The 21,560-nt window shown below is 71.9% G+C and carries 18 protein-coding genes and 1 pseudogene; 10 read left to right on the top strand and 9 right to left on the bottom strand.

Annotated features, from left to right (window positions below; translation table 11 throughout):
- Window positions 1-219: 219 nt before the first annotated feature.
- The gene (nucS, locus tag AC3YO9_RS13130; RefSeq protein ID WP_489983430.1) at window positions 220-933 is read left to right on the top strand and encodes an endonuclease NucS; all 714 of its coding nucleotides are present in this window, start codon (window positions 220-222) and stop codon (window positions 931-933) included.
- Here nucS and AC3YO9_RS13125 read toward each other — a convergent pair whose 3' ends face one another.
- Both AC3YO9_RS13125 and AC3YO9_RS13120 read right to left on the bottom strand, forming a co-directional pair.
- A complete protein-coding gene (locus tag AC3YO9_RS13125; protein WP_489983429.1) occupies window positions 934-1,389 on the bottom strand; it encodes a DUF7144 family membrane protein in 456 nt (151 codons plus the stop codon).
- A gap of 122 nt (window positions 1,390-1,511) precedes the next feature.
- Window positions 1,512-4,106, bottom strand: a complete 2,595-nt coding sequence (locus tag AC3YO9_RS13120; RefSeq protein WP_489983428.1) for a helix-turn-helix transcriptional regulator — start codon at window positions 4,104-4,106, stop codon at window positions 1,512-1,514.
- Between the two features lie 106 nt (window positions 4,107-4,212).
- On the opposite strand from AC3YO9_RS13120, the gene AC3YO9_RS13115 reads away from it, so the two are divergent.
- From AC3YO9_RS13115 to AC3YO9_RS13100, 4 genes and pseudogenes are all read left to right on the top strand, one after another.
- A complete protein-coding gene (locus tag AC3YO9_RS13115; RefSeq protein ID WP_489983427.1) occupies window positions 4,213-4,698 on the top strand; it encodes a GAF domain-containing protein in 486 nt (161 codons plus the stop codon).
- Between the two features lie 89 nt (window positions 4,699-4,787).
- A pseudogene (locus AC3YO9_RS13110) lies at window positions 4,788-5,627 on the top strand (3-hydroxyacyl-CoA dehydrogenase family protein); the annotation flags it as partial.
- A gap of 93 nt (window positions 5,628-5,720) precedes the next feature.
- Window positions 5,721-6,566 (top strand): 3-hydroxyacyl-CoA dehydrogenase family protein, encoded by an 846-nt coding sequence (locus AC3YO9_RS13105; RefSeq protein WP_206518208.1) that lies wholly within the window; start codon window positions 5,721-5,723, stop codon window positions 6,564-6,566.
- A 22-nt stretch (window positions 6,567-6,588) separates the two neighbouring features.
- Window positions 6,589-6,939 carry an Rv1322 family protein gene (locus tag AC3YO9_RS13100; protein ID WP_489983426.1) on the top strand — a complete coding sequence of 117 codons (351 nt, stop codon included), beginning with the start codon at window positions 6,589-6,591 and terminating at the stop codon, window positions 6,937-6,939.
- 15 nt (window positions 6,940-6,954) lie between these two features.
- Here AC3YO9_RS13100 and AC3YO9_RS13095 read toward each other — a convergent pair whose 3' ends face one another.
- The 3 genes from AC3YO9_RS13095 to mce all read right to left on the bottom strand — a co-directional run bounded on the left by AC3YO9_RS13095 (window position 6,955) and on the right by mce (window position 10,441).
- Window positions 6,955-8,397: a coiled-coil domain-containing protein gene (locus AC3YO9_RS13095; RefSeq protein ID WP_489983425.1), complete on the bottom strand. Its 1,443-nt coding sequence runs from the start codon at window positions 8,395-8,397 to the stop codon at window positions 6,955-6,957.
- A 60-nt stretch (window positions 8,398-8,457) separates the two neighbouring features.
- Complete coding sequence (gene ccrA / locus AC3YO9_RS13090; RefSeq protein ID WP_127782632.1) at window positions 8,458-9,789, bottom strand: crotonyl-CoA carboxylase/reductase; 1,332 nt, start codon at window positions 9,787-9,789, stop codon at window positions 8,458-8,460.
- A 178-nt stretch (window positions 9,790-9,967) separates the two neighbouring features.
- Window positions 9,968-10,441 carry a methylmalonyl-CoA epimerase gene (mce, locus tag AC3YO9_RS13085; RefSeq protein WP_127782633.1) on the bottom strand — a complete coding sequence of 158 codons (474 nt, stop codon included), beginning with the start codon at window positions 10,439-10,441 and terminating at the stop codon, window positions 9,968-9,970.
- 147 nt (window positions 10,442-10,588) lie between these two features.
- Here mce and AC3YO9_RS13080 point away from each other — a divergent pair, with 147 nt between their 5' ends.
- The 5 genes from AC3YO9_RS13080 (at window position 10,589) to AC3YO9_RS13060 (ending at window position 14,504) form a co-directional block, all read left to right on the top strand.
- A complete protein-coding gene (locus tag AC3YO9_RS13080) occupies window positions 10,589-11,812 on the top strand; it encodes an acetyl-CoA C-acetyltransferase (RefSeq protein ID WP_127782634.1) in 1,224 nt (407 codons plus the stop codon).
- A gap of 3 nt (window positions 11,813-11,815) precedes the next feature.
- Complete coding sequence (gene meaB, locus AC3YO9_RS13075) at window positions 11,816-12,802, top strand: methylmalonyl Co-A mutase-associated GTPase MeaB (protein ID WP_127782635.1); 987 nt, start codon at window positions 11,816-11,818, stop codon at window positions 12,800-12,802.
- Window positions 12,803-12,874: 72 nt separating this feature from the next.
- On the top strand, window positions 12,875-13,240 hold the full coding sequence (locus tag AC3YO9_RS13070; protein WP_127782636.1) for a DUF3817 domain-containing protein: 366 nt from the start codon (window positions 12,875-12,877) through the stop codon (window positions 13,238-13,240).
- Window positions 13,237-13,539: a thiamine-binding protein gene (locus tag AC3YO9_RS13065; RefSeq protein WP_127782637.1), complete on the top strand. Its 303-nt coding sequence runs from the start codon at window positions 13,237-13,239 to the stop codon at window positions 13,537-13,539. The genes AC3YO9_RS13070 and AC3YO9_RS13065 overlap by 4 nt, the downstream gene beginning before the upstream one ends.
- Before the next feature lie 86 nt (window positions 13,540-13,625).
- On the top strand, window positions 13,626-14,504 hold the full coding sequence (locus AC3YO9_RS13060; RefSeq protein WP_489983490.1) for a co-chaperone YbbN: 879 nt from the start codon (window positions 13,626-13,628) through the stop codon (window positions 14,502-14,504).
- A 16-nt stretch (window positions 14,505-14,520) separates the two neighbouring features.
- Here the strand turns inward: AC3YO9_RS13060 and AC3YO9_RS13055 are convergent, their stop codons facing one another.
- From AC3YO9_RS13055 to treS, 4 genes are all read right to left on the bottom strand, one after another.
- Window positions 14,521-15,993 carry a neutral zinc metallopeptidase gene (locus AC3YO9_RS13055; RefSeq protein WP_489983424.1) on the bottom strand — a complete coding sequence of 491 codons (1,473 nt, stop codon included), beginning with the start codon at window positions 15,991-15,993 and terminating at the stop codon, window positions 14,521-14,523.
- A gap of 74 nt (window positions 15,994-16,067) precedes the next feature.
- Window positions 16,068-18,266, bottom strand: a complete 2,199-nt coding sequence (gene glgB / locus AC3YO9_RS13050) for a 1,4-alpha-glucan branching protein GlgB (protein ID WP_127782639.1) — start codon at window positions 18,264-18,266, stop codon at window positions 16,068-16,070.
- A complete protein-coding gene (locus tag AC3YO9_RS13045; protein ID WP_489983423.1) occupies window positions 18,263-19,699 on the bottom strand; it encodes a maltokinase N-terminal cap-like domain-containing protein in 1,437 nt (478 codons plus the stop codon). The genes glgB and AC3YO9_RS13045 overlap by 4 nt, the downstream gene beginning before the upstream one ends.
- Window positions 19,699-21,549: a maltose alpha-D-glucosyltransferase gene (treS, locus tag AC3YO9_RS13040; RefSeq protein ID WP_489983422.1), complete on the bottom strand. Its 1,851-nt coding sequence runs from the start codon at window positions 21,547-21,549 to the stop codon at window positions 19,699-19,701. Before treS ends, AC3YO9_RS13045 begins: the two co-directional genes overlap by 1 nt.
- Window positions 21,550-21,560: the final 11 nt, after the last annotated feature.

Genomic DNA, 21,560 nt, shown 5'->3' with positions numbered 1-21,560 from the left:
CAGCGCCGATGGTACTGCACCCGACAGGGTGTGGGAGAGTAGGACGCCGCCGAACATCATTTGCACCACCACGAAAGAGGATCCCCATGCGGGGATCCTCTTTCGTGCGTTCCGGGGCCCGTTATGAGCGGTCACCTGTTCCGCCACTGTGACGAAGCTGGGAGCCCCGGCGGGGTGGGGCGGCGGGGAGTACACGGACGACTGCCCTACCCTTGCGGGGTGCGTCTAGTGATTGCTCGTTGCGAAGTGAACTACGTGGGTCGGCTGACCGCCCACCTCCCGAGCGCCATCCGGCTGTTGCTGGTGAAGTCGGACGGGTCGGTGAGCATCCATGCCGACGACCGTGCCTACAAGCCGCTGAACTGGATGAGCCCGCCCTGCTGGCTCAGCGAGACCGACGGGCTCTGGACCGTCACCAACAAGGCCGGCGAGACGCTGGCGATCACCATCGAGGAGATCCTGCACGACTCCAGCCACGAGCTGGGGGTGGACCCGGGCCTGGTGAAGGACGGCGTGGAGGCGCACCTGCAGGTGCTGCTCGCCGAGCACGTGCAGACGCTGGGGGAGGAGTACACCCTGGTGCGCCGTGAGTACCCCACCGCGATCGGCCCCGTCGACCTGCTGTGCCGCACTGCCACCGACTCCTCCGTGCCCACCCGGACGCGAAGCCGAGGAGCCGCTGGCGACGCTCCCGCCCCCCGCTACGCCGCGGTGGAGATCAAGCGCCGCGCCAACATCGACGCCGTGGAGCAGCTCACTCGCTACCTCGAGCTGCTCAACCGCGACACCTCGCTCGCTCCCGTCAGCGGAGTGCTGGCCGCCCAGATGATCGCCCCGCAGGCCCGGACCCTGGCCGAGGACCGCGGCATTCGCTGCGTGGTGCTGGACTACGACGCGCTCCGCGGCCGGAGCACCGAGGGCACGCTCTTCTAGTCAGTAGCTGGTGGAGCCGTCGTTGGTGTTCCACGTCGCCACGGCCCAGATGATCACCACGTCGATGGCGATGAGGACGATCGACCACACCGGGTAGTACGGCAGCCACAGGAAGTTCGCGATGATCGAGATCGCGGCGATGAAGATGGCCACCACCCGCGCCCAGGTCGCTCCGGTGAACAGGCAGAAGCCGGTGATGGCCAGCAGCGCACCGACGATGAGGTGGATCCACCCCCACGCCGTGGTGTCCAGGGTGTAGACGTACTCGGGCCCGACGATGAGGATGTCGTCGTCGGCCAGCGCCGACAGGCCCTGCAGGAACTGCAAGATGCCCACGGCCACCAGCAGCACCGCTGCGGCGATGGTGGCCCCCGCGGCGAAGCCCTGGCTGACGTCGTCGTTGCGGGGGCGCTGGGCGGCGGCACCGGTTCGGGGTGCGGAAGGGTTCTCAGTCACGGGGAGCTCCTCGGGTTGGTCGCGGCATACCTCCCCGCCCACAGTTCGCTCGACGAACCTCCCTGGCATCACCCGCCGCGGGTGAGTTCTTCGGATGACCTTGCACAAGTCGGGCACACGGCTCAGATGAGCTGCAGCTCGCGGGCCCGGCGCACCGCCTCGTTGCGCCGCCGCACCGCGAGCTTGCGCAGGACGCTGCGCACGTGGGTGCGCACGGTGTGCACGGAGATGTACATCCGCGCCGCGATCTCCTCGGTGGACAACAGGTCCGACAGGTGCCGCAGCAGCTCCAGCTCTCGGTCGCTCAACGCGTCCACGCACGAGGCCCCGGGCGGAACCTCGGACGGGGACAGCTGGGCAGTGGGGTCGGCCGGGTTCGGCGCCCCGTCCCGGTGCAACCACCCGGCGGCGGCTCGCAACCGCGGATCCGTGCTCAGCACCTGCCGCAGGGCGCCAGGGGCCTCCACGAACGGGCGCCGCGCCAGCTCGGGCTCGGCCAGGGCCAGGGCGCGCTCGGTGTGCTCCACGGCGGAACCGGTGGCCCCGCCGGCGAGGTCGGCTGCGGCGGCGTCGATCCAGCCCTGCACCTGCACGTCCAGGTCGGCCGCGTCCTCGGGCAGCTGCCGCGCCGGGGCCGCGGTGCCGGTGCGGGCGGCGACCTCCGCGAGGGCTCGGGACCGCACCGCCTCGGCGCGCGTGCTGCCCCGGGCGGTGGCCGCTGTCGCCACCGCGTCGTGGGGGCGACGGCGGGCCAGCTGCACCAGGGCCAGCTCGACGGTGGCCCACTCGCGCACCCAGGCGGGCCCGGGCGCAGCCGCGCCCTGCTCGTCGGCCAGTGCGCGCTCAGCCTCGGCCAGCCGGCGGTGCAGCCGGTGCACCCGTGCCCAGGTGGCGGAGACCAGCGGCTGCAGCCACGAGCTGTCGTCCAGCCGGTCCTGTGCTACCCGCACCCAGTGCTGAGCCGCGGGCAGTGCGTGCTGCTCGGCGTGCACCCAGGCCAGCGCCAGTGCCGGCGTCGCGGCCCGGTCGGCCGAGCTCAGCCCGGCGCGCTCCGCGAGGTCCTCGGCCGTGCTGGCCAGGCGCAGTCCGCTGCCCAGCTGCCCGCGCAGCGCCTCGAGCAGGGCCAGGTCGCCGACGCACTCCCGCTGCATCCGTTCGGCCTGGTCGGTGTCGCTGAGGGCCAGGGCCGCGCGCAGCTCGTCGACGGCCGCCTCCACCCGGTCACCACCCAGCCCGGTGCGGGCCCGGGCCCACCCTGCGAGCGTCTGCGCCGTGGGGTCACCACCGTCGTCGGGCACCTCCCCGGTGACCAGGGCGTGCACCGCGGCTGCGGAGGTGGCCAGCGGCGACGAGGCCGTCGGGTCCAGCGCCAGGGCACGGAGCCGGCCGACGTCCGCCGTGGACACCGCACCGCGTGCCCGCACCGTCCGGGCCGTGCGCAGCACCGCGGCCGCGTCTCCGTGAGTGTGCTCGGGCAGGGCGGTCAGCAGGGTGTGAGCGGCACCGTCCTCGCGCAGCAGCAGCGCTCCCGCGCCGACGCCCTCGACCAGCAGCTCCGCCACGTGCGCCCAGTCCCCGGCAGCACCGGCGTGCTGGGCGGCGGCGACGGGGGAGCGTGCGGCGGCGAACCACCCGGCGCACCGGCGGTGCAGCTCGGGCACCACCGACGCCGACTCCGCCTCCAGCAGGTGGCGCAGGCACCGGCGAAACAGCGGGTGCACCTGGTAGGCGCCGGTGGAGGTGGGGCAGCGCTCCACGAAGGCGTTGGCCCGGGCCAGCGCGGCCAGGGTGCGGCGGCTGTCGGTGCGCTCGGTGAGCAGGTCCAACAGCTGCGGCCACACCCGCTCGGAGACGCTGGAGCGCAGCAGCGCCCGCTGGACCTCGGGTGGTTGTACCTCCAGCACCTCCGCCCGCAGGTACTCGCTGATGCTGCCGTCGTCGTGCTCCAGCGCCTGCAGGCAGCGCAGCGGGTCGGCGTCCTGGCCGAGGGCGGCTGCGGCCAGGCGCACCCCGGCTGCCCATCCCTGCGTCCGCTCCACCACCGTCTGCACGACCTCGCGGGACGCCGGCGCCCCCGCGGCCGTGAGCAGGGCCTGCGCCTCCGCCACGTCGAGAGCCAGCGTGGCGCTGCGAACCTCGGTCATGGCGCCGGCAACCCGGTAGCGGTGCAGCGGCAGCCGCGGGTCCCCGCGGGCGCACAGCACCAGCCGCAGGCGTGCGCCGGCGTGGCGCAGCAGGGTGTCTAGCCCGCGGGCGAGCGCACGGTGCTGCAGGTGCTCGGCGCCGTCCAGGACGCACACCAACGGGTGCGGGCAGCGCAGCAGGTCCGCGGCCAGCGCCTCGAGAAAGCCCGCGGTGTCCTCCGGGCGCAGTGGCGGGGCCGCGGTGCTGGGCAGCTGCACGCCGGTGCTGGACAGGGCAGCGGCCAGGTAGGCCCAGAACGAGGCGGGCTGGTCGTTGGTGTCGTCCACGCTCAGCCAGGCCACCGGCCACGGCAGCGGGTGGGCCCGGGTCCAGGAGGCGGCCAGCACGGTCTTGCCCGACCCCGGTGGTGCGCTCACCAGCGTCAGCGGCGTCTGCTGCACGCCTGCGGTGAGCAGGTCCAGCAGCCGTGGCCGCACCAGCGGATCGGCCGGGTAGGGGCTCGGGTGCAGCGTGGTGGCCAGGACCGGGACGGAACCCGGCTGGTCGGCCCCACCCTCGCTCGCGCCTGCCATGTCGCCCAGACACCCGTCCGTTCGTCCGCGCTGGTCAGCGCCCCAGCCCGCAGGTGCGCCGCACCTCCCACGCTACGCGGGGGCTGCGGCGCACTACGCTCCCGAGATGCCCACCCCCCTGGTGTTCCGGGCGCCGATGCACTCCCGCCGGGAGGACGCCGGCCCCGGTCCCAGCGTCGCTCGCGCCCTGGCCCTGGGGGTGTGCGGGACGGGCGGAGTGCTGAGCCTGGTCCCGGCCGACCTCGCCACCGCCGCGGAGCGTGCGGCAGCCGAGCTCGACGAGCGCACGGCACGGCGGCTGGAGCGCTTCGGCGCCGTCCCCGACGGGTCGTTCGTGTGGACGCGCGACGCAGAGGGCAGCTACTGGCTGGGCCGGCTGGACGGTCCGTACCGCTACGACGGCAGCCCCGAGGCGGCGGCGGTGGACCTGGTGCACGTGCGCGACTGCCAGTGGCGGGAGACGCCGGTGCCCGAGCTCGAGGTGCCCGCAGCCACGCTGCAGACCTTCGCTCGCGGCGGGCGCAACTTCCAGCAGACCCACGACGAGAGGGTGGCCGAGCAGACGGCACGGCTCTGGTCCGACCCACGCTGATCGCGGCGCCGATCTGTGGGAACATGCTGATGGCTACTCGGCGGTAACAAGCGTTGCCGTCGCCCTCGACGAATCGGGAGACCTGAGACGTGGCGCGCGAGTTCTCGACCATCGGAGTTGTCGGCCTGGGCACCATGGGTGCGGGCATCACCGAAGTACTGGCCCGTAGCGGCTTCAGCGTGGTTGCCGTGGAGCACGACGCGGCCGGTCAGGAGCGGGGTCGTCAGCACCTCGACCACTCCACCGAGCGTGCGGTGACCCGCGGCAAGCTCTCCGCCGAGGACCAGCAGGCCATCCTGGGCCGCATCACCTTCAGCACCGACCTGAGCGACCTCGCCGACGCCGACTTCGTCATCGAGGCCATCCCGGAGAAGCTCGCGCTCAAGGCCGAGCTGCTCAAGAAGCTGGACGAGATCGTGCGTCCCGAGGTCATCCTGGCCTCCAACACCTCCTCGCTGTCGATCACCGAGCTGGGCGTGCAGACCCAGCGCCCCGGCCGCGTGGTCGGCATGCACTTCTTCAACCCCGCGCCGGTGCAGGAGCTCGTCGAGGTGGTGCGCACGGTCGTCACCGAGCCCGACGTGATCGACGACGTCACCGCGCTGGCCGAGAAGATCGGCAAGACCCCCGTGGTCATCGGTGACCGTGCGGGCTTCATCGCCAACGCCCTGCTCTTCGGCTACCTCAACCACGCCGCGCGGATGCTGGAGGCCAAGTACGCCAGCCGTGAGGACATCGACGCCGGCATGCGCTACGGCTGTGGCTACCCGATGGGCCCGCTGGCCCTGCTCGACCTCATCGGACTGGACACCGCCTACGAGATCCTCGACTCGATGTACCACCAGTCGCGCAACCGGCTGCACGCCCCGGCCCCGCTGTTCAAGCAGATGATCACCGCCGGCCTGCTCGGCCGGAAGTCCGGCCGCGGCTTCTACACCTACGCCGCACCGGACTCCTCCGAGGTCGTCGCGGACGCCTCCACCGCGGCCGCGGCCGTGGACGAGAGCGTGCCCACCCGGACGATCTCCTCGGTCGGCGTGGTGGGCACCGGAACCATGGCCACCGGCATCGTCGAGGTCTTCGCCAAGGCCGGCCACGACGTGCTGCTGCGCGGCCGCACCACGGAGAAGGCGCAGGCCGCCGTGGGCGCCGTGCAGAAGTCGCTGGACCGCGCGGTGAAGAAGGGTCGGCTGTCCGAGGCCGACCGCGACACCATCCTGGCCCGGGTGACCCCCACCGCGGCGCTGGAGGACTTCTCCACCGTGGACCTGGTGGTCGAGGCCGTTGCCGAGGACCTCGAGGTCAAGCGCTCGGTGTTCACCACCCTCGACGAGGTGTGCAAGCCGGGCGCGATCCTGGCCACCACCACCTCCTCGCTGCCGGTGGTGGAGTGCGCGGCCGCCACCAAGCGCCCCGGCGACGTGGTGGGCCTGCACTTCTTCAACCCGGCACCGGTGATGAAGCTGGTGGAGATCGTGCACACCGTCTCCACCGACGCCGACGTGATCGCCACCGCCCAGAAGCTGTGCCTGGACCTGAAGAAGGTGCCGGTGCACTGCGGTGACCGTGCCGGCTTCATCGTCAACGCGCTGCTGTTCCCGTACCTCAACGACGCGGTGAGCATGCTCGAGGCGCACTACGCCAGCGCCGACGACATCGACACGGCCATGCGCCTGGGCTGCCGCCTGCCGATGGGGCCGTTCCAGCTGCTGGACGTGGTGGGCCTGGACGTCTCCCTGGCCATCGAGAAGACGCTGTACAACGAGTTCCGCGACGCCGGCCTGGCCCCGGCGCCCCTGCTGGAGCACCTGGTGACGGCGGGTCGCCTGGGTCGCAAGACCGGCAAGGGCTTCCGGGACTACAGCTAGCCAGCTCTGGTCAGCGAGAACAGTGCCCCGACACAACCACCCCCGGCGCCGCAGCGGTCCCACCTCCGCTGCGGCGGCCAGGGGTGTCGGGGCTGGGGGGTTCGGGGCCAGGGGGTTCGGGGCCAGGGGTTTCGGGGCGGGCACCCGTTCCGAGAGCGGGCCGGACGGCGAGTGGGCCGTCCGGCCCGTCCCTGCGTCGGGGGCCGGAAAGATCTACCGGTGCCCGGGCTGCGACCACACCATCGCCGCCGGGGTCGCGCACGTGGTGGCGTGGCGGACTGATGACCCCGCAGGTGTGGAGGACCGCAGGCACTGGCACAACGGGTGCTGGGCGGGCCGCGGACGGCGTGGCCTGACCCGCCGCTGGTCGTGAGGGTGAGCTGACCGGCTAGCGGGGCTGACCCGCCGGCTGCTCGGCACCAGAGCGCGGCGACGGCCGGGGCTTGCTCGTCGCAGAGCCGGGCTCGTCCTGCTCGGACTCCCCCTGCTCGGGGTGCTGCCCACCCACGCTGCCCCGTCCGGCCGTGTCGGGTGCGCCGCTGGGCTGAGGTGCGACTGCTGCCTCGACCTCGGCCTCCTCCGCCGTGCGGGCCGCGGCCGAGGCTGAGGCGCTGGTGTAGTCGCCGGCCAGCTGGACCGCCTCGTCGTGCGGCGCCGCCAGCATCGCGGGCAGGTCCGCGAGGACGTCCCGAACCGCGACCAGCTGCTCGCCCACCCGCTCCCGCAGCGCGGCCAGCTCACGCACCTTCTCCTTGGCGGCCTCGGTGCGCTGCTCGGCCTGCTCGGTGGCGCGCTGCAGCCGCCGCTGGGCCTCGGTGGTGGCGTCGCGGACGCGGCGCTCGGCCTCCGCCTTGCTCGTCGCCTCCTGTGCCTGCACGGCGCGGATCGACTCCGAGCGGCGCGAGGACATCGCCAGCTCGAAGTCCTCCTGGACCCGCTGCTGGCGGGCGTCCTCCTCGTGGGCGATGCGGGCGGCCTCCGCCTCGGCACTGCGCACGATCTCGGTTGCCTCGTCGTTGGCCTTGCGCATGGTGGAGGTGTGCTGGTTCTCCATGGCCGCTCTGCGGTGGTCGGCCTCCCGGATCTGCTGGTCCCAGTGCGCCTTCAGCTCGGCGATCTGGCGGGCGCTCTCCTCCTGCAGGACGGCGACGTCGTGCTCGGTGGTGGACCTGAGCTCGCGGACATCACGCTCGGTGACGCGCTTGAGCTCGGCCACCTCCCGCTCGGAGTCGGCCCGCCAGCGAGCCACCTCCTGCGCGGCGTGCGCCCGCAGCTCGCCGACCTCCTGCTCGGTCACCGAGCGCAGCTCGGAGGCCTCCCGCTCGGTACGGGTGCGCAGCTCGGTGGCCTCGCGCTCGGACCGCGTGCGCAGCTCGGTGGCCTCCGCGCGGAGCCAGAGGATCTGCTGCTCGGAGCGCTCCCGAAGGTCGGCCACGTCCTGCTCGGCGCTCGCCCGGATCTCGGCAGCCTCCTGCTCGGCCACTGACCGCATCTCCGCGGAGTCGGCCTCGGCCCGCGCCTTGATCTCGGAAGCCTCGTCGTGGGCCAGGCGCAGCATCCGCAGCATGCGGTCGCTGAGCCCAGCCGTGCTGTCCAGGCCGGACACGATGCTGTCCAGCTGGCTGCTGAGGTTCTCGACCTCGGCGCGGGCCTCCTCCAGCTGGCTGGAGAGGTCCGCGACCTGGGCGGCGACAGCGTCCCGGTCGGCAGCGGTGACCCGGAGCTCGGCATCGAGCCGCTGCAGGTGGTCGTTCACCTGCTCGCGGTCGTAACCACGACGAACCAGGTCGAAGGGGCCGTCTACCGGAAAGAAACCATGCTCCGATGCCATGCCCGATACGCTACCGGCGCCGGTACGCTGTCGTCGCCATCCCACGCGCTAGTGGGCCGCCTAGATGCCGCGGAACCGGTTGATCTCGTCGATGTGACGCTCCCGCATCGCGGTGTCGCGCACACCGAGGCCCTCCTCGGGCGCCAGGCAGAGCACGCCGACCTTGCCCTGGTGCAGGTTGCGGTGCACGTCGTAGGCCGCCTGACCCACCTCGTCCATCGGGTACACCCGCGACAGCGTGGGGTGCACCAGGCCCTTGCTGATCAGCCGGTTGGCCTCGTAGGACTCGCGGTAGTTGGCGAAGTGCGAGCTCACGATGCGCTTGAGGTTCATCCACAGGTAGCGGTTGTCGTACTCGTGCATGTAGCCGCTGGTGGAGGCGCAGGTGACGATGGTGCCACCCTTGCGGGCGACGTAGACGCTGGCGCCGAAGGTCTCGCGGCCCGGGTGCTCGAACACGATGTCCGGGTCCTCACCGCCGGTGAGCTCCCGGATCTTCTTGCCGAAGCGCTGCCACTCCTTGGGGTCCTGGGTGCGCTCGTCCGACCAGAACTTGTAGTCCTCGGCGTTGCGGTCGATGATCAGCTCCGCGCCCATCTTGCGGCAGATCTCAGCCTTCTCCGGGCTGGAGACGACGCAGATCGGGATGGCGCCACCGTTGAGGGCCATCTGCGTGGCGTAGGAGCCCAGGCCACCCGAGGCGCCCCAGATCAGGACGGTGTCGCCCTGCTTCATGTCGGCACCGTTGCGGCTGACCAGCTGGCGGTAGGCGGTGGAGTTGACCAGGCCGGGGGAGGCGGCCTCCTCCCAGGTGAGGTGGGCCGGCTTCGGCATCAGCTGGTTGGACTTGACCAGCGACAGGTGCGCGAGCCCACCGAAGTTGGTCTCGAAGCCCCAGATGCGCTGCTGGTTGTCCAGCATCGTGTCGTTGTGGCCGTCCGGGCTCTCCAGCTCGACGGACAGGCAGTGCGCGACCACCTCGTCACCGGGCTTCCAGGCGCTGACGCCCGGGCCGGTGCGCAGCACGACGCCGGCCAGGTCGGAGCCGATGACGTGGTACGGCAGGTCGTGCCGCTTGGTGAGCTCGTTGAGCTTGCCGTAGCGCTTGAGGAAGCTGAACGTGGAGACGGGCTCGAAGATCGACGTCCACACGGTGTTGTAGTTGATGGAGCTGGCCATCACGGCGATGATCGCCTCGCCGGGGCCGAGCTCGGGGGTGGGGACGTCCTCCACGTGCAGGGACTCCCGGGGGTCCTTCTCCCGGGTGGTGCGGCCCTCGAACATGTTGGCCTCGTCCGCGTGCACGGTCACCGCGCGGTAGGTCTTGGGCAGGGGCAGCGAGCCGATCTCGTCCAGCTTGTCGGCCTGGATCGCGGCGAGAATCTCATCCACAGGACACACCTCCGTAGGACGCCAGACGGCGCCGGGGAACAAGTCGGCGGGAATGTTACCGACTGGTAACCCGCCGGGGCGAACAGGTGGTCATCGACACACCGCGAATGGTGCTGCGCCCGAGCCGACCTCGCGTGGTGTCGGCCCGGGCGCCCCGGTTCCGGTGGTCTCGCCGCCGCTAGTGCTCGCTGGCGGCAGCCGGCTCGACCAGCTCGACCAGCACGCCGCCGGCGTCCTTGGGGTGCACGAAGTTGACCCGGGAGTTGGAGGTGCCACGGCGGGGGGTGTCGTAGAGCAGGCGCAGGCCCTTGTCGCGCAGGGCCTGGGCGACGGCCTCCACGTCGGTGACGCGGTAGGCCAGCTGCTGCAGGCCCGGGCCGTTGCGGTCGATGAACTTGGCGATGGTGGACTCCGGGGACAGCGGAGCGAGCAGCTGCACCTGGGCGTTGCCGACGCCGACCATCGCCTCGCGCACGCCCTGCTCCTCGTTGACCTCCTGGTGGGTGACCTCCAGGCCGAGCACGTCGCGGTACCAGGCGATGGCCACGTCCAGGTCGGGGACGGCCACGCCGACGTGGTCGATGGCGGTGACGAGCGCGGAGTCGCCCAGGGCGGGCAGGGCGGGGGGATTGTCCTTGGCAGAAGTAGTCATGGCCACAACCTAGCCACCGCGCCAGTCGGCGGGTAACCGTGGCCGACGGTGTCGCCGGCGGCGGCCCCGAGGGGCGAGTGTGGCGGCCGCAACACTGGGCGCGGCATACTTGTTACCGACGAGTATTCTCACGCTCACCTGACCGCAATGCTGCTGGAGGCTTCCGTGTCTGCTTCATCCACGTCCGGATCTGTGATCGTTGCCGGGGCTCGCACCCCGATGGGCCGCCTCCTCGGCTCGCTGAAGAACTTCTCCGGTGCCGACCTCGGCGGCATCGCGATCAAGGGCGCGCTGGAGAAGGCGGGCGTGGCCCCCGAGCAGGTCGAGTACGTGGTCATGGGCCAGGTCCTCACCGCCGGAGCCGGCCAGATGCCCGCCCGCCAGGCCGCCACGGCCGCCGGCATCCCGATGTCGGTGCCCGCGCTGAACATCAACAAGGTCTGCCTGTCCGGCATCGACGCCATCGCGCTGGCCGACCAGATGATCCGCGCCGGGGAGTTCGACGTCGTCGTCGCCGGCGGTCAGGAGTCCATGACCCAGGCGCCGCACCTGCTGGCCAAGAGCCGCGAGGGCTTCAAGTACGGCGACGTCACCATGGTCGACCACATGGCCTACGACGGCCTGCACGACGCGTTCACCGACCAGGCCATGGGCCTGCTCACCGAGCAGCGCAACGACGAGGACAAGATCACCCGCGAGGAGCAGGACGCCTACGCGGCCCGCTCCCACGAGCGCGCGGCCAAGGCGTGGAAGGACGGCCTGTTCGACGACGAGGTCGTCGGCGTCTCCATCCCGCAGCGCAAGGGCGACCCGGTGGAGTTCAAGTTCGACGAGGGCATCCGCGCCGACACCACTGTGGAGTCGCTGGGCAAGCTGCGTCCGTCCTTCCGCAAGGACGGCACCATCACCGCCGGCTCGTCCTCCCAGATCTCCGACGGTGCCTGTGCCGTCGTGGTGATGAGCAAGGCCAAGGCGGAGGAGCTGGGCCTGGAGTGGCTGGCCGAGATCGGCCCGCACGGCGTGGTCGCCGGACCGGACTCCACCCTGCAGTCGCAGCCTTCCCGCGCCATCGCCAAGGCGTGCGAGCGCGAGGGCATCAGCCCCACCGACCTCGACCTGGTCGAGATCAACGAGGCCTTCGCCGCGGTCGGCATCGTCTCCATGCGCGAGCTCGGCCTGGACGAGGACAAGGTCAACGTCAACGGCGGCGCGCTGGCGTACGGGCACCCGATCGGGATGTCCGGGGCTCGGATCACCCTGACGCTGGCCCACGAGCTGGCCCGCCGCGGTGGCGGCACCGGTGTGGCGGCGCTGTGCGGTGGTGGCGGCCAGGGCGACGCGCTCATCCTCCGCGTCCCGGCCAAGGGCTGACCCGTGGCGTCGAGCTCTCGGCGACGAGAGCTCGACGTCGCCGCGCTGGTCGAGCGGGCTCGAGCTGGGCAGCCGCGCGCGGTTGCCCAGCTGATCTCGCTGGTGGAGGACGCGAGCCCGCAGCTGCGCGAGGTGGCTGCGGCGCTCGCCCCCCACGCCGGCACCGCACAGGTGATCGGCCTGACCGGCTCGCCCGGCGTCGGGAAGTCCACGTCCACCGCCGCGCTGGTCTCGGCCTACCGCGAGGCCGGACACCGGGTGGGCGTGCTCGCGATCGACCCGTCCTCCCCGTTCTCCGGCGGTGCCCTGCTGGGCGACCGCATCCGGATGCAGGTGCACGCCACCGACCCCGACGTGTTCATCCGGTCCATGGCCACCCGCGGACACCTCGGTGGCCTCAGCTGGGCAGCGCCGCAGGCTCTGCGCGTGCTGGACGCCGTGGGCTTCGACGTGGTGCTGGTGGAGACGGTGGGCGTGGGCCAGTCCGAGGTGGACGTCGTCTCCCTGGCCGACACCACGCTGGTGCTGGTGGCTCCGGGGATGGGTGACGGCATCCAGGCGGCCAAGGCCGGCATCCTGGAGATCGCCGACGTGTTCGTGGTGAACAAGGCCGACCGGGACGGGGCCGACCGCACCGCGCGCGAGCTCAAGCACATGATCTCCCTGGGTCGCCAGGAGCTCACCGGGCCGTCCTGGCGCCCGCCGGTGGTGCGCACCGTCGCCGACCGGGGCGAGGGGGTCAAGGACGTGGTGGAGGCCATCGCCGAGCACCGCGCGTGGATGGTCGGCAACGGCGAGCTCGAGCGTCGTCGCCAGCACCGGGCGCAGACCGAGGTGGAGGCCATCGCCCTGCAGACGCTGCGCGAGCGGCTGGCCGACGTGGCGGGCAGCTCGGCGCTGTCGGCGCTGGCCGGTCGGGTCCTGGCCGGTGAGCTCGACCCGTACGCGGCGGCCGACGAGGTGGTCCGCACCCTCGACACCACCCCCTGACCAGGCGCTTGCCGGAAACGTCCGGTTGGGGCCGGGGGCGTGGTGAGCGCCGTCACCAGGCACACTGAGCGCATGGCTTCTGCATTCGACCTCCGCACGCCCGCAGCCCGTTTTCGCCTGGTCGCCGTCCTGGAGGCACTCTCCTGGGCCGGTCTGCTGGTGGCGATGTTCTTCAAGTGGGTGCTGGACATGGAGGCCGGCGTCCCCGTGATGGGCCCCATCCACGGCGCCGCGTTCGTCGCCTACGTCATCGTCGCCCTGCTGACGATGCTCGCCCTGCGCTGGGACGTGAAGGTCACCGCGCTGGCCCTGGTGGCCAGCGTCCCGCCCTTCGGATCCATCATCTTCGAGCGCTGGGCGGACAAGCGCGGCCTGCTCGGTGACCGCGCCGCGGGCACGACGCCGGGGGCGCCGACCTCGGAGCGCGTCGCGCGGTGATCGTCGCCTTCAGCGTCAGCCCCAGCGGCGGCTCGCCCGACGGCAGCGTCAGCGAGGCGGTCGCCGCCGCGGTGCGGGTGGTCCGGGACTCCGGGCTGCCCTACGAGCTGTCGTCGATGTTCACCTGCATCGAGGGGGAGTGGGACGAGGTGATGGCCGTGGTCAAGCGCGCCGTGGACGTCGTCGCCGAGACCTCCCCGCGCACCAGCGTGGTGATCAAGGCCGACATCCGTCCCGGCTACACCGGCCAGCTCACCGCCAAGGTGGCGCGGGTGCAGGACCGGCTCGCGCAGGACTAGCCGACCCCTGGCGGCCTCGTACCGCCAAACGTGTCAAAATTGGCGACGTGACTCGTCCAGGACCCCGTCCCGCACCAGCCCCGGCCATGTCCGGCGCGGTGGACCTCTCGGCTCTCAAGGCGCGCGCGGAGGCGCCGCCGTCCGCACCCGGCGCCGCGGCGTCGGCTGGCCTCACCGTCACCGAGGCCAGCTTCCAGGCCGACGTGGTGGACCGCTCCATGCAGAGCCTGGTCATCGTGGTGCTGCACGCCAGCTGGGACCCGCCGTCGCAGCAGCTGCTGCCCACCATGGACCGACTGGCCGCGGCCAGCGGCGGTGCGTGGACGCTGGCCAAGGTGGACATCGAGCAGAGCCCCCGCATCGCCGAGCTTTTCGAGGTGAAGGCGCTGCCCACGGTCGTGGCGGTGGCCCTCGGCCAGCCCGTGCAGGCCTTCGCCGGGCCGCAGCCGGAGGAGCAGGTGCAGGCGTGGATCGACAGCCTGCTGGCCGCGCTGAAGGACCGGCTGCCCGGTGCTGGTGTGCCTACCGAGGGCGCGGCGGTGGCCGAGGAGCCCCAGGACCCGCGCTTCCTGGAGGCCGAGCAGGCGCTGGAGACCGGTGACCTCGCCGGCGCCGAGGCGGCCTACCAGCGGGTGCTCGACTCCGAGCCCGGCAACGCCGAGGCCGCTGCCGCGCTGGCGCAGATCCGGTTCATGGCCCGGCTGGAGACCGTGTCCGCCGACGCGGTGGCCGTGGCCGACGCCAACCCCGCTGACGTGCAGGCCCAGCTGGCCGCTGCCGACGCGGAGCTGGCCAACCAGCAGGTGGAGGCGGCGTTCACCCGCCTGGTGGAGACGGTGCGCCGCAGCACTGGCGCTGACAAGGACGTGCCGCGCTCCCGGCTGCTCAGCCTCTTCGAGCTGTTCGAGCCCAGCGAGCCGCTGGTGGTCGCCGCCCGGCGCAAGCTGGCCAGCGCCCTGTACTAGACCGGGCGGCGCAGGCTCAGCCTCCGTAGACGGTGGCGCAGGTCGCGGCACCGTCGAGCACTCCGGTGCGGAAGGCCTCCACGCGGGTGAACCCGCTGGGGGCCTCCTTGCCGTTGACGTCGCTGGCCGCCAGCCCGTCGGTGAGCAGTCCGCTGACCGCCTCGTCCAGGTCGCCGGGGGACAACCGCAGGGTGCCGGTGGGCTCGGAGGTGGCGGCCGCGTAGCCGCCCGCGTAGCAGGCGCTGCGCAGACCCACCAGCTCACCGTCCAGGCTCGCGCCCAGCCCCTTCTGGACCGCCAGGGTGTAGCGGGAGGCCAGCAGCACGTAGGCGCTGAAGTCGCCGCTGACGCTGTCCGGCAGGGCGTCGTTGTCCGTGTCGTCAGCCTTCTCCGCCCGCGCGGCCAGCCCGGGCACGTCCACGGTGAGGGTGTTGGTGGCCGGGCAGTAGGACACCGGCGGGGTCGACTTGGCGTCGGCGCACGGGCCGGTGTCGGTGTAGCTGACGGTCGGCTCGGCCACGTTGTTGCTGCGGAAGCTCTCCTTCAGGGACTCGATGACTGAGCCAACGTTGCGCTCGGTCACCGCGAGCTCGCCGGTGTCGGAGGAGGAGTCGAACTTGTTGGGCAGGTTGGCGATCCGCTTGCGCACCTCCTCGGTGTCGATCTTCGCGCAGCGGGCGGCGCCGTCGGTGAAGCCGAACTGGAAGGCGCTCACCCGGTCGAACGCGCTGCCGTGCGCGCGCTTGTCCGACGGCGCCATGCCCTCCTTGTCGCGCACGGCGATGGTGGTGGCCAGCACGGCGTTGAGGCCGTTGGCGGTGTTCAGCGTGAAGTGCTTGGCCTTGCCCTCCGCCACGGTGCGCATGAACGCTCCACCGAAGCAGTCGGCCTGCTGCTCGGTGACCAGGGTGGGTGCCTTGGCGTTGAGCTTGGCGCGGCGCTGGACGGCGTGGCCGTACTCGTGGGCGAGCACCGTGACCACGCCCATGGCGCCGAAGCGGCTCTCGATGGCCGGCAGCAGCTTGCCGCGGTCCCAGCCGATGAGGTGCTCGGTGGAGCAGTAGAAGGCGTTGACCAGCTTGTAGGTGTCGGCGCCGCAGATCTTCTCGTCGCTGTCCACGGAGGAGTCGTAGGAGACCAGCTTCTCCACCTTCTCCAGCGGGCTGCCGAACACCGCCGGGTAGGTCTCCTGCCAGAACGCCTCCGCGTCGGCCACCGCGTTGACGGCGAGGGTGTCCACCGGGTCGTCGCTGATGCCCCGGACGGCGAGGTCTGCCCGACCCACCCCGTTGCGCGGCCCGCTGGGTCCCTCGCTCACCCGCAACCCGCTGACCAGCTGCGGGTCGGAGTAGATGGACGTGGCGGAGCCGTTCACCACGGTGGAGCACCCCGTGGCCAGCGTGAGCACCAGCAGCACGGTGCCCCACAGCGCAGCGCCCCGAGACCGGCTGCTGCGCTGCGGTGCAGCGGGTGTGCGCGAGCTGTTCATTCCTGGTCCCCCCGACGTCACCGACTGTGGCGGGATCCTATCTGTCAGTGGCGCCGGGGTGGACGAACTCGGAGCTACTGCTCGTGCACCAGCCACAGCACGCCGGCCGGGGGCAGCCGGACGTCGGCGGAGGCGGGCCGGCCGTGCCACGGCTCGTCGGTGGCGTGCACCGCACCCAGGTTGCCCACCCCGGAGCCGCCGTAGACCTCGGCGTCGGTGTTGAGCACCTCGCGCCACGTGCCCGCCTGGGGCAGCCCCAGCCGGTAGCCCTCACGGGGCTGACCGGAGAAGTTCGCCACGCACGCCACCACCGAGCCGTCGTCGCCGTGGCGCAGGAAGCTGAGCACGTTGTTCTCGGCGTCGTTGGCGTCGATCCAGCCGAAGCCCTCCGGTGAGGTGTCCTGCGACCACAGCGCGGGCAGGCTGCGGTAGGTGGCGTTGAGGTCGCCGACCATCCGCTGGATGCCGCGGTGGGTGGCACCGCGCTCGGGGTCCTCCAGCACCCCCCACTGCAGCCCGTTCTTCTCCGACCACTCGCTGGGCTGGCCGAACTCGCTGCCCATGAACAGCAGCTGCTTGCCGGGGTGCGCCCACATGTAGGCCAGCAGACCGCGCACGCCGGCGGCCTTGTTCCAGTCGTCGCCGGGCATCCGCTCCCACAGCGACCCCTTGCCGTGCACCACCTCGTCGTGGCTGATGGGCAGCACGAAGTTCTCGCTCCAGGCGTAGACCAGCGAGAAGGTCATGCCGTGGTGGTGGTAGGTGCGGTAGACCGGGTCGTGGGCCAGGTAGTCGAGCGTGTCGTGCATCCAGCCCATGTTCCACTTCATCCCGAAGCCCAGGCCGCCGAGGTGGGTGGGCCGGGTGACGCCGGGCCAGGAGGTGGACTCCTCGGCGATGGTGACCACGCCGGGGTGGTTCTTGTAGACCGTGGCGTTCATCTCCTGCAGGAACGCCACCGCCTCGAGGTTCTCCCGGCCGCCGTGGATGTTGGGCTCCCACTGGCCCTCCTCGCGGGAGTAGTCCAGGTAGAGCATCGAGGCCACGGCGTCCACCCGCAGGCCGTCGACGTGGAACTCCTCCAGCCAGTACAGGGCGTTGGCCACCAGGAAGTTGCGGACCTCGCTGCGACCGAAGTCGAAGACGTAGGTGCCCCAGTCGCGCTGCTCGCCGCGGCGCGGGTCGGCGTGCTCGTACAGCGCGGTGCCGTCGAAGCGGGCCAGCGCCCAGGCGTCCTTGGGGAAGTGGGCGGGAACCCAGTCCACCAGGACGCCGATGCCCGCGGCGTGCATGGCGTCCACGAAGGCCTTGAACTCGTCGGGGGTGCCGAAGCGCGACGTGGGGGCGTAGTAGGAGGTGACCTGGTAGCCCCAGGACCCGCCGAAGGGGTGCTCGGCCACCGGCAGCAGCTCGATGTGGGTGAAGCCGGTCTCCCGCACGTACGCGGCCAGCTGGTCAGCCAGCTCCAGGTAGCCCAGCCCCGGCCGCCACGAGCCCAGGTGCACCTCGTAGGCGCTCATCGGCTCGGCGTGCGGACGACCCTCGGCGCGCCGGGCGAGCCAGGCGTCGTCGTTCCACTCGTAGCTGCTGGTGTGCACCACCGACGCGGTGGCGGGCGGGACCTCGGTGGCGAACGCCATCGGGTCGGCCTTGTCCATCACGCTGCCGTCGGCGCCGTGCACCCGGAACTTGTAGCGGGTGCCGTCGCTGAGGCCGGGGACGAAGACCTCCCAGACGCCGGTGGACCCCAGCGCGCGCATGGGGGTGGCCCGGCCGTTCCAGCCGTCGAAGTCGCCGACCACCGAGATGCCGCGGGCGTTGGGCGCCCACACCGCGAAGGACACCCCCTCGACGGTGCCGTCCGGGGTGTCGTAGCTGCGCACGTGCGCACCGAGGGCGTCCCACAGCCGCTCGTGGCGGCCCTCGGCGATCAGGTGCTGGTCCACCTCGCCCAGGGTGGGCAGGAACCGGTAGCCGTCGGCGACCACGGTGGTCTCCTCGCCGTAGGTGACCACCAGGCGGTAGTCCGCCAGGTCGGTCACCGGCACCGCGGCGCCGAACAGGCCGCCCTCGATGTGCGCGAGGTCGTGGTCGGTGCCGCCGATGCGGGCCTTCACCGAGGTGGCGTCGGGGCGCAGGGCGCGGATGATCGTGGCCCGACCGGCCGGGTGGGCGCCCAGCAGGGCGTGCGGGTCGTGGTGGGTGCCCTCCAGCAGTCGGGCCAGCTCGACAGCGTCCGGACGCGCGTCGGGGCGGGTGGCCGGGGTGCTCATGTGAGGTCCTTCTCTGTGGTTCGAGCAGGTACGGCGCGCGTGGGCGCCCCTGTGGCGGCCGCGCTGAGGCGACGAATCGCCCGCAGCGGGATGGCCAGCCAGGTGGGCCGGTGCTGCGCCTCGTAGGCGGCTTCGTAGATGGCCTTGTCCAGCTCGTAGGCCCGCAGCAGCTCGGGGTGCTCGCGCGGGTCGGCGCCGGTCACCTCGGCGTAGCCCTCGCAGAAGGAGGAGATGTTGAGCTGTGCCCACTCCCGGGCGCGGAACTCCAGCTGCGAGGGCGGGCCGGCGTGCTCGCTGCCGGTCAGCTGGTGGAACGCGGCGTAGTCGAAGGAGCGGAGCATCCCCGCGATGTCGCGCAGCACGCTGTCGGGGCGGCGGCGGTCGGCCAGCGACTTGGCCGGCTCACCCTCGAAGTCGATGAGCAGCCAGCGTGCGGGTACCCGCAGCACCTGGCCCAGGTGCAGGTCGCCGTGCACCCGCTGCATCGTCAGCGACGCCGTGAAGGGCTCGGCGGCCTGGAACACCTCGCGCATCGCCTCGACGTGCTCGGCCAGCTCGGGCACCACCTGGACGGCGGCGTCCAGGCGGGCCAGCATGCCGGGCACGGGGCTGGTGGGGCCCTCGGTGCTGGCGCACTCCACGGTGCCCAGCGCGGCGGCCAGCCCGGCGTGCGCCTCGGCCACGGCCGTCCCGATGCGGTGGGCCTCGCCGGAGAAGTCGGTGCCCACCTCCTCGGCGTGCAGGTCGGCCTCGAGGAACAGGTCGCGCACGCTGGTCAGGGCCATCTGCCAGCCGTCGGCCACGTTGAGGGCGTAGTCGTGAGCCATGGCCAGGGTGGTCGGCTCACCGTCCACCTCGCCCTCCAGCCACGCGCGGACCGGCGCGATGCAGGTGCAGCCGGCCGCAGCCAGCGCCCGGTGCAGCTCCAGGTCGGGGTTGAGCCCGGGGGCGACGCGGCGGAACACCTTGACCAGCAGCAGCTCACCGAGCACGACGGAGGTGTTGGACTGCTCGGCCGACAGCGCGCGACCGGTGAGCCCGGCCGGGATGGTGACCCCGTCCTCCACCGCGAAGCGCAGGTGGTCGACCGGGCGCCCCGCGGCGAGGTGCTCGGCGAGCACCGCGATGGCGTCGGGGTCGCGCAGCCCGTCGTAGGCGACCCAGCCCTGCTCGTCCTGCCCGACCGCCCCGTGCAGGGCGGCCGCGGCAGAGTCGGACAGCGGGGTGGCGCGGTAGATCAGCGGAACCTGGAACAGCTGGGTCGGGGCGTCGGCGAGGTCCACCGACACCAGCAGGTGCTCCACCCGCTGGTCGTCGGCCTGGGCCAGCACCACCCGGCTGCGCACCTGCACCGCCTCGACGGCGTGGCCGATGGCACCGAACCACCGCTGCCGCGGCAGCCAGGTGGCGAGGGACTGCTCGAGCCCCGGCATCAGGCCTGCACCGCGCTGGCGGCCTCGGAGGGGTGCGCCGCGGCCTCCTGCTCGTGCGGCTCCTGCAGGGCCGGGTCGGGCTGCAGGGCGAACCAGAAGAACCCGTGGCCAGGCAACGTGATCATGTACTCCTCCGTGCCGATCGAGGGAAAGGGCACCGAACCGGTGAGCTCGACCGGGATGCGCCCGGCGAACGGGCTCAGGTCCAGCTTCACGGCCTGGGGGAAGCGCGAGAGGTTGTTCACGCAGAGGATGACGTCGGCGGTCTTGCCCGGTCCCTCCGCCGAGGTGGCCGAGGGGGCCAGCTCGCGCAGGTACGACAGCACGCTCGGGTTCTGGCTGCCCAGCTCGGTGAAGGTGCCCAGCCCGAAGGCGGGGTGCTGCTTGCGCACCTCGATCATCCGCCGGGTCCAGTGCAGCAGCGTGTTGGTGGAGCCCATCTGCTGCTCGACGTTGACCGCCTCGTAGCCGTAGGTGGGGTCGAGGATGACCGGCAGGTACATCCGGGCCGGGTCCGCCCGGGAGAAGCCGGCGTTGCGGTCCGGCGTCCACTGCATGGGAGTGCGCACCGCGTCGCGGTCACCCAGCCAGATGTTGTCGCCCATGCCGATCTCGTCGCCGTAGTAGAGGACGGGCGAGCCGGTGAGGCTCAGCAGCAGGGCCGCGAACAGCTCGAGCTGGTTGCGGTCGTTCTCCAGCAGCGGGGCCAGCCGGCGGCGGATGCCGATGTTGGCCTTCATCCGCGGGTCCTTGGCGTACTCCGCGTACATGTAGTCGCGCTCCTCGTCGGTGACCATCTCCAGGGTCAGCTCGTCGTGGTTGCGCAGGAAGATGCCCCACTGGGCGGAGGACGGGATGGCTGGGGTCTGGGCCAGGATCTCGGAGATGGGGAAGCGGCTCTGCCGACGCACCGCCATGAAGATGCGCGGCATCAGCGGGAAGTGGAACGCCATGTGGCACTCGTCGCCGTTGTCCGGCTCGCCGAAGTACGCCACCACGTCCGACGGCCACTGGTTGGCCTCGGCCAGGAGCACCCGGCCGGGGTACTCCTCGTCCACCACCTTGCGGCAGCGCTTGAGGAACTCGTGGGTCTCCGGCAGGTTCTCGCAGTTGGTGCCCTCGCGGGCGAACAGGTACGGCACCGCGTCCAGGCGGAAGCCGTCGATGCCCAGGTCCAGCCAGAAGCGGAGCACGTCGATCATCGCTTCCTGCACGGCCGGGTTGTCGTAGTTCAGGTCCGGCTGGTGGGAGAAGAAGCGGTGCCAGTAGTACTGCTTGCGCACCGGGTCCCAGGTCCAGTTGGACTGCTCGGTGTCGACGAAGATGATCCGGGCCTCGGGGTAGCCGGTGTCGTCGTCGGCCCACATGTAGAAGTCGCCGTAGGGCCCGTCGGGGTCGCGGCGGGACTCCTGGAACCACATGTGGGTGTCCGAGGTGTGGTTCATGACCAGGTCGGTGATGATCCGGATGCCGCGGCGGTGCGCCTGGTCCAGCACGTAGACGAAGTCCTCGACGGTGCCGAACTCCGGCAGCACCGCGCGGAAGTCCCGGATGTCGTAGCCGCCGTCGCGCAGGGGCGAGTCGTAGAACGGGGGCAGCCAGAGGCAGTCCACCCCCAGCCAGGACAGGTAGTCCAGCTTCTCCGCGAGGCCGCGCAGGTCGCCGGTGCCGTCACCGTTGGAGTCGTTGAAGGCGCGCACGAGGACCTCGTAGAACACCGCCTTCTTGAACCACTCGGGGTCCACGCGCAGCTGGCGGGCGTGCGCGAAGTCCTCCGCGCTGGGCTCCGGGAGGTGGCCTTCGGCGTCGTGTGCCTCGGGGGGCACGGAGTGACCGAGGTTGCTGCTCAACGTGTTGCTCA

The organism is Rhodococcus sp. Z6_132 (assembly GCF_058133635.1).
The sequence above is the reverse complement of the archived record's forward strand: the minus strand, read 5'-3'. Positions and strand labels throughout refer to the sequence as shown.